11 protein-coding genes are annotated in these 11,194 nt (G+C 55.8%); 4 read left to right on the top strand and 7 right to left on the bottom strand.

The window, feature by feature from the left end:
- A partial coding sequence (locus E1297_RS46725; RefSeq protein WP_209016412.1) for a hypothetical protein occupies nt 1–195 on the top strand: 195 nt, incomplete at its 5' end.
- Between the two features lie 7 nt (nt 196–202).
- Here the strand turns inward: E1297_RS46725 and E1297_RS46720 are convergent.
- A complete protein-coding gene (locus tag E1297_RS46720; protein ID WP_155150930.1) occupies nt 203–850 on the bottom strand; it encodes a response regulator transcription factor in 648 nt (215 codons plus the stop codon).
- Nucleotides 847–2,280, bottom strand: coding sequence for a cache domain-containing protein (locus tag E1297_RS46715; protein WP_155150927.1), 1,434 nt, complete (start codon nt 2,278–2,280; stop codon nt 847–849). The genes E1297_RS46720 and E1297_RS46715 overlap by 4 nt, the downstream gene beginning before the upstream one ends.
- A gap of 247 nt (nt 2,281–2,527) precedes the next feature.
- Between E1297_RS46715 and E1297_RS46710 the strand changes: the two genes are divergently transcribed.
- The 3 genes from E1297_RS46710 (at nt 2,528) to E1297_RS46700 (ending at nt 7,030) form a co-directional block, all read left to right on the top strand.
- Nucleotides 2,528–3,610 carry a TRAP transporter substrate-binding protein gene (locus E1297_RS46710; protein WP_155150923.1) on the top strand — a complete coding sequence of 361 codons (1,083 nt, stop codon included), beginning with the start codon at nt 2,528–2,530 and terminating at the stop codon, nt 3,608–3,610.
- A 121-nt stretch (nt 3,611–3,731) separates the two neighbouring features.
- Nucleotides 3,732–4,658 carry a TRAP transporter small permease subunit gene (locus E1297_RS46705; RefSeq protein WP_155150921.1) on the top strand — a complete coding sequence of 309 codons (927 nt, stop codon included), beginning with the start codon at nt 3,732–3,734 and terminating at the stop codon, nt 4,656–4,658.
- 17 nt (nt 4,659–4,675) lie between these two features.
- Complete coding sequence (locus tag E1297_RS46700; RefSeq protein ID WP_155150917.1) at nt 4,676–7,030, top strand: TRAP transporter large permease subunit; 2,355 nt, start codon at nt 4,676–4,678, stop codon at nt 7,028–7,030.
- 56 nt (nt 7,031–7,086) lie between these two features.
- Here the strand turns inward: E1297_RS46700 and E1297_RS46695 are convergent, their stop codons facing one another.
- The 5 genes from E1297_RS46695 to E1297_RS46675 form a co-directional block, all read right to left on the bottom strand.
- Nucleotides 7,087–8,445 carry a dicarboxylate/amino acid:cation symporter gene (locus E1297_RS46695; protein ID WP_155150915.1) on the bottom strand — a complete coding sequence of 453 codons (1,359 nt, stop codon included), beginning with the start codon at nt 8,443–8,445 and terminating at the stop codon, nt 7,087–7,089.
- A 251-nt stretch (nt 8,446–8,696) separates the two neighbouring features.
- Nucleotides 8,697–9,101 (bottom strand): VOC family protein, encoded by a 405-nt coding sequence (locus E1297_RS46690; protein WP_155150912.1) that lies wholly within the window; start codon nt 9,099–9,101, stop codon nt 8,697–8,699.
- A 6-nt stretch (nt 9,102–9,107) separates the two neighbouring features.
- Nucleotides 9,108–9,932, bottom strand: coding sequence for an arginyltransferase (locus E1297_RS46685; RefSeq protein WP_155150909.1), 825 nt, complete (start codon nt 9,930–9,932; stop codon nt 9,108–9,110).
- 76 nt (nt 9,933–10,008) lie between these two features.
- Nucleotides 10,009–10,440 (bottom strand): RDD family protein, encoded by a 432-nt coding sequence (locus E1297_RS46680; protein WP_155150906.1) that lies wholly within the window; start codon nt 10,438–10,440, stop codon nt 10,009–10,011.
- A gap of 76 nt (nt 10,441–10,516) precedes the next feature.
- On the bottom strand, nt 10,517–10,939 hold the full coding sequence (locus E1297_RS46675; protein ID WP_155150903.1) for a DUF2852 domain-containing protein: 423 nt from the start codon (nt 10,937–10,939) through the stop codon (nt 10,517–10,519).
- Between the last annotated feature and the right edge of the window lie 255 nt (nt 10,940–11,194).

The raw sequence follows: 11,194 nt of genomic DNA, 5'->3' as shown, positions 1-11,194 counted from the left end.
GGGGATGAGCATTCCTTTTACATTGATGTAGAAGGGATCGATGAGTTGTACGAAGAACTACGTTCGGGGTTGGATGATCTGCCCGAAGGTCGCGTACGCGCACCGTTTGACCAACCCTATCTGCAGCGTGAGTTCCACGTGCTCGATGAAGATGGCACGCTTATATTCTTTGGAGAAGATATTCGGCCACGTTGAGGTCGAACTAAAAGCCGACACCAGTGCCCTGCAGCATTCCGTGTTCCATGGCGTATCGTGTCAGGCCCGCGGTCGAGGAAATGCCAAGTTTGCGTTTGATGTTCTTGCGATGGGTCTCAACGGTTCGCACTGAAATATCCAGGGCCAGAGCAACCTCTTTGTTGGATTTACCCTGCGCAAGCTCCAAGAGAATGGTTTGTTCACGCCCCGTAAGGGCCTCGCGCGCGCTGTCGCCTTTGGGTTCAAGCGAGCCACTGGCGCCAGTGCAAAGGTAACGCTCACCCTGCATCACGGCGTCGATCGCCTGTTTGATTTCCTCGGTCTGAACGTCCTTCAGAATGTAACCTCTCGCACCGTGGCTCAGAGCCGTAGAAATGTACTCTGGGCTGTCATGCATGGACAGGATCAGAACACGGGTGTCCGGCAACCGTTCGAGGATGAGCTCGGTCGCGCTCAGACCACCCAGTCCGGGCATGTTCAGATCCATTAAAATGACATCCGGCTGTAGGAGGTTCGCCTGATCTACTGCTTCCTGACCGTTACTGAGCGTACCGACGACTTCGATTTCGTCATAGCTTTCCAGGATTGACTGAATGCCTTCGGCAACCATGGGGTGGTCGTCGACGATCAGGACACGGATCGTATTGGAACTCATGAACCGGCCTTTCGTTTCGGTGTTGCGTCTTCCTGCGGTGGCAGCAAGTGGCTAAGCGGCAGACTGGCCTCGATCACGGTGCCACTTTGCGCGCCGCGTGATGACAGAATGCGCAGGGAGCCGTCAAGCTGTTCGATGCGCTCCTGCATATTGCGAAGCCCAATGCCGCTGCCTGATCGGTTTGGCCCGGTGCGCAATCCGCGGCCGTTGTCGGTAATCCGCATGGTTGCGCCCTTCTTGTGGCCGCGCAGGTCAATGGTAACACGAGTTGCGCCGGAATGGCGTTCGATATTCGTCAGCGCCTCCTGAGCGATACGGTAAAGAGCGATCTTGCTGTCCTGATCCAGACGGTTGCGGAAAACAACGGTAGTGAATTCGGTTTCAATTCCGGTGCGTTCCCTGAAATCATCGGTCAGCGCCTTGAGAGCGGGGCCAAGACCCAGATCATCCAGAACACCAGGGCGCAGGTCTCGGCTGATACGGCGGACCTCGGTAATGGCGGTGCCCAGATGCTCGATCCCTTTGTCCAACGGATCACGTGCGCCATCGTCGTCGCCGCGGGACAAGCGGCGGCGAGTGTTATCCAGCGCATAACGGACACCAACCAGTATCTGGCTGATCCCATCGTGCAACTCGCGGGCCACGCGACCACGTTCTTCCTCCTGCGCATCGAAGACACGCTGGGTCAGTTCCTTGAGTTTGGCATCCGCCAGGCGGCGTTCGCGGATGTTCAGTAACATGCCCGAGGTAAAGACGATCAGAACCGCCGCCAGAACAATCCCGCCAATATACATGAATGTACGCTGTACCCGCGCCTCAACCTCGGCCCGGGCATTGGCAACGGTGGCCACAATGTCGTCGATAAAGACACCTGTCCCGACGACCCATCGCCAGTCCTGCAGTCCCACGACATATGCAATCATCTGCGCCTCTTCCCCGGTCGAGGGCTTTTGCCACATGAAGCTGTGCCAACCGGCACCCTGACGGGCGAGGCGAATGAATTCGTTTACGACGGGCGTGCCATCGCTGTCGGTCAATCCTTCCCAATTGCGGTTGATGAACTCGGTCTGGCGCGGGCTGACCAGATTATTCCCGTCATAGTCATAGACAAAGAAGAAACCATCCTTGCCATAGATCATTGCCGAGAGGATCTGTTTCACGAGGTTCTGCGCGATCTCGTCATTTGGGGCGGCGCGACCATAGATATAGGCGAAACCGTTGCGTGCCTGAGTAACGTAGTTGCGCAACTCTTCTTTCTTGGCCTCGATCAGACGACGCTCCAGGGCCTGAATCTCACGCTCGGCTGTGGCCCGAGATTCATATGTCACCAACAGTGCAATTGCCGCGACAGCCACGACCAGCGGTAGGGCGGCCACCAGTGACAGTTTCTGTGCGTAGGTCAGCGAGACCAGATTTCGGAATCCCCTCATGGTCGAATCGATACGCAAGCCGAGGGATAATTGCAAAAAGAATGGGCATTTTAGTGCGGTAAAGCCTTGAGAATTCGGGTTCAGGCTTGAAATTGAGGCTAATAATTATCCGGAAAGCTGAAAAAAGCCCGTCCTCTACGCAGTACTAGGTATTCACATTCACATCCTCGTCATTAGGCTGGCGCGCACTGAAACGACTAAGCCCGGAGGAGTCCGGGTACTGAATATGTAGGGGAGGATCACTCATATGGATCGTCGTAAGTTTCTGAAAACGTCAGCACTGGGCGGCTCGGCCGCGGCGGCGACCGCTCTGGCGGCACCGGCATACGCGCAGGGTAACCGCACGCTGACTATGGTTACCTCGTGGGGCCGTGGCCTGGCTGGGGTTTTTGACAGCGCGCAGCGTTGCGCCGACAGCATCAATGCTATGTCGGATGGCAGCCTGACCGTTGACATCAAGGCAGCTGGTGAGCTGGTTGGCGCGTTCGAAGTATTCGACGCCGTATCATCGGGCCAGGCGGACATGTATCATGCGGCTGACTACTACTTTGTTGGTCAGCACCCGGGCTATGCCTTCTTTACTGCTGTTCCGTTCGGTATGACCGCTCAGGAAATGGTCAACTGGTACTACCAGGATGGCGGCATGGAGCTGCATGACGAGCTGGGCCAGATTTTTGGTCTGAAATCGTTCCTGGCAGGTAACACCGGCGCGCAGGCAGGTGGCTGGTACTCGAAAGAGATCAACAGCCCCGAAGATTTCAACGGTCTGAAGTTCCGTATGCCGGGTCTTGGCGGTAAAGCTCTGGGTAAACTGGGCGCATCTGTTCAGAATATCCCGGGTTCGGAAGTGTATCAGGCGCTGTCGTCCGGCGCGATCGACGGAACCGAGTGGATCGGTCCATGGGCCGACGAGAAAGCCGGCTTCCAGGAAATCACCAAAGTGTACTACACCGCTGGTTTCCACGAGCCGAACGCAGGTCTGTCGCTGGCAACCAACCGCGACGTCTTCGAAAGCCTGACACCTGCTCAGCAGAAGATCATCGAGATCGCGGCGGCTGAATGCCACCAGTGGAACCTGGCTCAATTCCTGGCTAACAACGGTGCGGCCCTGCAGCGTCTGCAGTCGGGTGGCGTCAAGGTCATGGAATTCCCGGACAGCGTCTGGGATGCGTTCGGCGCAGCCAGCCAGGAAGTTCTGGACGAAAACATGGGCGATGAGCTGTTCAAGAAGATCCACGACAGCCACATGGCGTCGTCGGCGTCGTCGGCAGGCTGGCTGGACCAGTCTTCGGGCATCTACACGGCCCAGCGTAACCGCGTACGCGGCTAATCACATTCAATACGATCAATTGGTTTCCCCGCCTCTGCGGGGGAACCTTTCCTGTTGCAAATGCGCGGATTGGACAAAACCGCTATAATCAGCATTGCAACTGATGCGACCTGGGGACAACATGCAGGACGATAACGGTATCTCCTTCTTCGGCGCCCTGTGGAACGGACTGGTCTGGTTCGTTCAGAACATCGCCGAAGCATTCTATAATTTCGGATACGCCATCACGCATCCGCAGCTCTGGCTGAACTGGTCGGACAAAGAAGCCATCATGCGCTTTGTCTATTATGGCGGATCGGTCGAGTTTTTCTTCGTGATCTTCACACTGTTTCTGGTTCTGACGGCCATTGGCCTCTATTACCGGAACTTTATGTGGGGCATGGTGCGGGGCCTTGAGGCGTTCGCGAACACGACCGGGCGTTTCTTTGCCTGGGCAGGTTTGCTAATGGTGATTCAGCAGATCGTCATCGTATTCATGCAGCGCGTATTCGCGCGCCCCGACATGTCGTTTGGGCTGGGCATTCCGGTCCAGATGGACATCAGCTGGTACGCTGAGGAACTGAAGCTCTATAACGCAATGGTCGTTTGCCTTTGCTGTACCTACACATTCGTACAGGGCGGGCATGTTCGTGTTGACCTGATCTATGCCGGTATCAGCCACAAGGCCAAGCGTGTGGTGGATATGCTGGGTTCGGTATTGTTCATGATGCCAATGGCGGTGCTGACCTGGATGTACGGCTGGTACTTCATGTGGCGGCACCTGATCGTGCCGAAACCTTCTGCCAGCAATACCCTGGAACAGTTGACAAAAAAATCCCAGGCGCTGCGCTGGAACGTTGAAACCATCGGTTTCAGCCCCAACGGCTTTAACGGTTATTTCCTGTTCAAGATCCTGCTGGTTGCATTTGCGGCGATGGTTTTCCTTCACGCAATCGCATTCCTGTACCGATCCTATCTGGAGTACGTGGAAGGACCTGAAAGCGTTGGAAAATACCTCGACAAGGACAGCCTTGGCGAGGGTGAAGAAGCCTACGAAGGCGCACATTAGGGACGGAGACCCAGACTATGTTATTCGGACTTGATGGCGTCGAAATAGGCCTCATTATCGTATTCTTCTGCCTCTTCGGAGGCATCCTATCCGGCTTTCCGGTGGCCTTTGCCATCGGTGGCGCAGGGATTATCTCGTTCGGGATCATCGCGGCGTTGGATAGCGCCGGATTGTTGATCCATCAGGCGATCGATACCGGTTCGCAAGCCTATAGGGATGTTGTGAACTCGGGCATCAAACCCGACACGATATCCGTGTTCCGATACCCGGATTTGCCCAGGATTGCCGAGCCGGTTTTTGCGTCAGGCTGGGAAACCGCTCTGGACCGCAACGTGTCGTTCATCGTTAACCGTATGAATGAGCGTGTTCTGGCGGGCCAGTCGATTGAGACCCTGCTGGCGGTGTTGATGTTTGTTCTGATGGGCATCACGCTGGAGCGCTCGAAGATTGCAAACGATCTGCTGACTACAATGGCGCGCGTCTTTGGCCCGCTGCCGGGTGGTTTGGCCGTGTCGATTGTGGTCGTGGGCGCGTTTCTTGCAGCCTCGACCGGGATCGTGGGTGCCACTGTTGTAACCATGGGCTTGCTCGCACTGCCGACCATGCTGCGCAACAACTACTCGCCTGAACTGGCGACGGGTGTCATCGCAGCGTCGGGCACGTTGGGCCAGATCATTCCACCGTCCATTGTTATCGTTCTGCTGGGTACGCTTGCCGGTGACCTCTATTCGACCGCACAGGAAACCCGCGCGGTTGAGGCAGGGTGTACCGACGCGCTGACCTATCTGGGTGAGCCTGCGGTGGTTTCGGTCGGAACGCTGTTCCAGGCGGCTCTGCTGCCGGGTATCATGCTCGCGTTGCTCTATGCGCTTTATGCGTTTGGCTATGCACTGCTGAACCCGGACAAGGCGCCTGCGGTTGCAATGTCGGGTGGCACGGGTGAGCCGATTACCCGCGCGGAAGGTCTGACTTGGCTGCTGGGTGCACCGGTTGCTCTGATTGCTGGTGCTTTCCTGCTGGGCAGTGTCGGTGTGATTGGTAGCCAGAACATCGCTGTATCGGGCTTTTCCGATGTCGGGCAGGGCGCGTCGCTTCGCACAAATGTCTCGGCTGAGTGTCAGGCTTCGATGATCGAACTGCATGGTCAGTCTGCCTGGGATCAGGCCGTGGCCGAGCAGGAGGCAATCGACGAGGCAGGCGGTGTGTCACAGGCGCAGCGTCTGAGCGAAGATGAGATCGCGGCTGAACGTGAGGCCAAGATCGCGGCAGCTGCTCCGATTGGTACTGGCGTGGCCGTGACAGTTGTACTACTGGCTCTGACGCTGGTTCTGGGTCGGGGTATCGCACCCTCGCGCCCGATGCAGCCTTTGATCCTTGGTGCTATTGGCCTGTTGCTTGTCTTGCTTGTCGATACCTTGCTTGTCGCGCCAACAACATCTTCGGGTGTGACGTTCCTGTTACTGGCAATACCGTTTGCGATTGCGCTGTACGGGTGCAAAGAGGCTGCGGCGCGATGCGCCACAAATGATCTGATCCGCGTGGTCTTCCCGCCACTGGTTCTGATCATCGCGGTCTTGGGCTCGATCCTTGGTGGTATCACCAACCCGACACCGGCCGCTGCGCTGGGTGCGGGTGGCGCGATCATGCTGGCCGCCTATCGCAAGCTGCAGGATGAGGGACGTTCCGGCAAAGTGATCATCTGGTCGACCTTCGCAGTCATCATCTGTCTGCTGTTGGGTGTGAACTTTGATCTGCGCATCAATCAGGGTGGCGTTACGTTCGAGACCTGGGTGGCATTTGTTCTTGCCTATGCTGCGTATCTCTATGCGCTGTTCGGCTTGCTGTTCGGATGCTGGATCCTGTTTGCCAGTGGTGTCCTGACACCTGTGGTACGCGAGACGGCCAAGGTGACATCGATGGTGTTCACCATCCTGATCGGGTCACAGCTTCTGAACCTTGTGGTGATTTCGTTCGGTGGTGAGCATTACATCCAGCAGTTCCTGAAGAGCTTTGACAACGAGTTCACGGTCTTCCTGATCGTGATGCTGGTGCTGTTCATTCTGGGCTTTGTGCTGGACTTCCTCGAGATCATCTACATCGTGATCCCGATTGTTGGTCCGGTGATCTATGGCGGGTCGTTCGATCCGAAGTGGGTCACCATCATGGTTGCAGTGAACCTGCAGACATCGTTCCTCACGCCACCGTTCGGGTTTGCCCTGTTCTACTTGCGCGGGGTGGCGCCCAAAGAGGTCACGACGGGCCACATCTACAGAGGTATCATTCCGTTCGTGATCATTCAGGTGGTCGGTATTGCGATCCTTTGGTTCTTCCCAACGATCGTAACGATCGTTCCGGATCTGATCCCGAACTAAGAGATCGCTTCAAAACAAGACACAACCGGAGGCCAAATGGCCTCCGGTTTTTCGTTTCAGACGTCGGTTTTTGCGTGGGTCAGTTTGGCGAACTCACGCTCTGCACCGTGATCGATCTCCAAATGGGTGACATCCAGAGTACCTGCGTTCGGGTCGTTGAAGACTGAATGATCCAGCTTGCCGACCCTTTGCGCGACGATCGTGGTGACTACCGCGTCTCCGGTGACATTCACGACAGTCCGCATCATGTCTACGAGCCGGTCAACCGCCAGAATGATGGCGATTCCTTCAAGTGGCATCCCAAGCTGGTTCAACACCATGGCCAGCATGACCATGCCGACGCCCGGCACCCCAGCCGTACCAATGGACGCCAGAACCGAGATAGAGATCACTGTCAGATATCCGCCCAGACCCAGATCGATTCCGTAGACATTGGCCAGAAATACCGTCGCGACACCATGCATGATGGCGGTACCGTCCATATTGATCGTTGCACCCAGCGGAATACCGAATGACGCGACCGAACGGTCAACACCAACGCGCTGTGTCACGCATTGCATGCTGGCCGGGATCGTTGCGTTCGAGCTGGAGGTTGAAAACGCGAAGACCTGAGCTGAGCGCATCTTGCGCAGGAACGAGCGTGGGTTCAGTCCTGTAAATGCGTAAAGCAGCACCATCAGCGTTACACAAAGGTGGAAGACCAGCGTCAGGCTGATTGTTGTCAGATAACCGATGACCGGTGCGAACAGGCTGAAACCTTCAAGCGCAAAGGTTCTGGCGATCAGGCAGAAGACACCGATCGGCGCAAAGGCCATGACGATTTCGACAATCTTCATCGCCAGTTCGTTCATGAACTCGCACCCTTGAACAAACGCTTTGGCTTTGCTGCCGATCATCAGGACGGCAACTCCGACCACGACGACATAAAATATGATTTGCAGCATCTCACCGTTCGCCAGTGCATGCACCGGGTTCTTGGGAATGATGTTTGCAAGTATGTCCCATGCGGTTTGTTGAGACGCCACAGCGACGTTCTGATCAGCAAGGTGCATTCCGGAAAATCCGGTGCCGGGCCCAATCAGGCTGGCAAACACCAATGCGGTGGTTACGGCCAACGCAGTTGTTGCCAGATAGGTGATGAACGTCAGCCCACCTACGCGCCCTAATACCCTGATGTCACCGATACCGATGACGCCGCAAAGCAGAGAGAAGACGACCAGAGGCACTACCAGCATCTGAAGCGCATTCAGAAACATCTGGCCGATCATGCCGAACAGACCATTTACCAGATTGTTCTCGAGAAACGGATTGCTCCAATAGTTCAGTATCAATCCAAGAACGGTTCCCACAACCAGGGCAACCAGGATTTGTGTCGTCAGGTTTGCCGCAAGCAGTTTACGCGTAGCGTACATCATTTGCTTTCCCCCAAAATAATACCAAAGCGACGGGCCGGGGACCCGTTGCTGCAATCGATAATTCAATGATGTCAAACGGCTGTGGCCGCTGAATTCCCGCTCGGTGCAACAGTGCACGAGGTCAGCGATATCTGGTGACCCAGCGTCAGTTTTCAACTCTCCACTGAGCGCGATCACCAAAAACAAGCGCCTGGTTTCAGCCTAAGCTATTGATCGGCGCGTGCTGTAGGGCTGTGAATATGTGATTTATTTCAGGTGGTTGCCAGTTGCGCGAACTGAATCAGATCCCAGCGGTTTCCAAATGGATCGCGCCAAACTGCCACAGTGCCATATGGCTCGTGTCTGGGCTGTTCCTCGAATTGAACGCCATTTGCAACCATGGCCGCGTGATCCCGCTGAAAATCATCCGTTTCGAGGAAGAATCCGACGCGGCCACCGGTTTGATTGCCGATGGCGGATTGCTGTTCTTCTCCATCTGCCTTGGCGATCAGCAGCGACGCTCCGCCTGATCCCTTTGGGCTCACCCGAACCCATCGTTTGCCACCACCCAGATCGATGTCCTGTGTTAGCTCAAAGCTCAGCGTTTGGGTGTAAAATGCGATGGCGTCATCGTAATCCGGCACCACGAGGGTGACCGCATGAAGGTTCTGCTGCATGGGAATTTATCCTTTGGTCGGATGCCGATCCGGAAGTTGAATATTGGCAACCTGCTCGGCAATCGGAGGGGACGAAAGCGGATGCTGAGCCGTTTCGGCAAACTCATCCGGGTCTTTGATGCTTTGCCACTCACCCTGCACATAGGCTTCGAGGCCCGAGAACTTGGCTTTGTAGCCCATTTTCGGGCTGCCCGGCACCCAGTAGCCGAGATAGATGTAAGGCAGACCTGCCTCCCGCGCGATATCGATGTGATCAAGGATCATGTAGGTACCCAGCGAGCTTTGCGGCTGCTGCGGGTCATAAAATGAGTAGACCATGCTCAGCCCGTCATCCAGAACGTCGGTCAGGCTGACCGCAATCAGGTTTCCGGTTTCAGGATCTGCGTATTCCACTACACGACTGCGGATTGGCGTCTCTTCGATCATCGCAGCGAACTCGAACACATCCATATCTGCCATGCCGCCATCGGCGTGCCGGGCGTCCAGATAACGTCGGAACAGTTCATATTGGTCGTCCGTCGCCCAGGGCGAGGTGGCGCGCCGCTCCAGATACGAATTGCGCTTGGCTGCGCGTTTCTGGCTTTTGGTTGGGCGGAAGGCCGAGACGTCGATGCGCGCCGATAAACAGGCGGCGCAATCGGTGCAGGACGGGCGGTAAAGTACATTCTGGGACCGACGAAATCCTTGTTGCGACAGCGAATTGTTCAGCTGATCCGCGCCTTCACCCTGCAAGGCGGTGAATAGCTTACGCTCCATCCTGCCCTCGAGGTAAGGGCAGGGTTGTGGAGCCGTCACATAGAACTGTGGCGCTATTGGCAGCGTGTGTCGCATGAAGGTCCCGTGTTTCCTCGGAACGGATGATAGCAACCGTTCCGGGACGCGCCAAGTGATTCACTTCAAGACTGGCTTATGCGCGCTGATTGATCATCACAGTGCCAAGGAAGGCGTCTGTCAGGCCCTGACAACGGGCGCTGGTCAGCATCATGATCACTGAAATGATCTGGATAATGGGGAAGGCCATGCTGACAAAATACCCGGCCGTATGGGCAACCGCTTTACCGGTATCCATTCGCGCGCCAAACGCATCGCGCAACTCGATCCCCATGAAACGCATGCCCAGCGTGGCTGACCCGTTCGCGATTGTCACAACGCGATACACAAAGCTGACGACCATATAGATCAGCGCGAGGATAAAGAACCCGAGCCCAAAGGTCAGCACAATGGCGACTGTGCAAAGTAGTGAGATAAAGGCGATATCAAACAACCAGGCAATAAAGCGTTTGATCGCCACAGATTGATAAAACTCCGGTTGGCGATCAGGGTCAGGCAAATGGTTCATTTCATGAAGTCCAGGTGATGGGTGTCAATGGCCCTGACCCGGGAATGCGGGGCAGGGCAAAGTTGTCTTGGGCAGGTCAGGCAGGATTACCCGACTCGGCCTCATTCTGGTTGTCGCGGGCGCGTTCGTCCATGAACTGGTCGAATTCGGCTTTGTCTTTAGCTTCGCGCAGACGACGCAGGAAGGATTCGAACTCCTGCTGTTCACGCTCCAACCGTGCCAGAGTGTCGGACTTGTAGGCATCAAACGCGCTGTTGCCTGACGGCTTCATGGCGCTCATGTGGCTCTGCCAGGATTTGCGGTGGCTGCAGGATTTGCTGAACATGCGTTTGCTCCAGATCATATAGGCAAGAAAGGCCAGACCGATAGGCCAGAAGAAGATAAAGCCAAGGACCATGGCGGCAATCCAGGCGCCTTTGCCCTTGCTGTCTAGCCAGGCTTCACAACGGTGGAGCCATCCCGGATTTTCAGGGACGGCGTGTTCGGACAATGCGGTCATTGGGATTCTCCAGGTTGATGTAAATTCCTTTCACATTGTCTAGATGGGAAGCCTTGGACTGGTTGCAAGGGGTGTATGTGAAAAAGATTTACATTTGACCGAATGCATGATGTTTGGTCGGCTGGCGAAAAGGCAGGATGTGGGGAATTTTCCGTTTAGCTCGAAACAGGTTTTTTCAAACCCTGACACCAATGTTTGCAACAAGACAGTTTTGAGAAATCTAGAAGTCGAAACCGGTTTGGATAGGGGGTTCGT

The sequence above is a fragment of the Roseibium sp. RKSG952 genome (assembly GCF_009711355.1).
This window is presented reverse-complemented; position numbering and strand designations above follow the sequence as displayed.

Coding starts and splice junctions, on each gene's coding strand:
- E1297_RS46685 (WP_155150909.1), bottom strand. CDS start 9,932: ATGCGACACACGCTGCCAATAGCGCCACAGTTCTATGTGACGGCTCCA.
- E1297_RS46680 (WP_155150906.1), bottom strand. CDS start 10,440: ATGAACCATTTGCCTGACCCTGATCGCCAACCGGAGTTTTATCAATCT.
- E1297_RS46700 (WP_155150917.1), top strand. CDS start 4,676: ATGTTATTCGGACTTGATGGCGTCGAAATAGGCCTCATTATCGTATTC.
- E1297_RS46720 (WP_155150930.1), bottom strand. CDS start 850: ATGAGTTCCAATACGATCCGTGTCCTGATCGTCGACGACCACCCCATG.
- E1297_RS46690 (WP_155150912.1), bottom strand. CDS start 9,101: ATGCAGCAGAACCTTCATGCGGTCACCCTCGTGGTGCCGGATTACGAT.
- E1297_RS46675 (WP_155150903.1), bottom strand. CDS start 10,939: ATGACCGCATTGTCCGAACACGCCGTCCCTGAAAATCCGGGATGGCTC.
- E1297_RS46710 (WP_155150923.1), top strand. CDS start 2,528: ATGGATCGTCGTAAGTTTCTGAAAACGTCAGCACTGGGCGGCTCGGCC.
- E1297_RS46695 (WP_155150915.1), bottom strand. CDS start 8,445: ATGATGTACGCTACGCGTAAACTGCTTGCGGCAAACCTGACGACACAA.
- E1297_RS46715 (WP_155150927.1), bottom strand. CDS start 2,280: ATGAGGGGATTCCGAAATCTGGTCTCGCTGACCTACGCACAGAAACTG.
- E1297_RS46705 (WP_155150921.1), top strand. CDS start 3,732: ATGCAGGACGATAACGGTATCTCCTTCTTCGGCGCCCTGTGGAACGGA.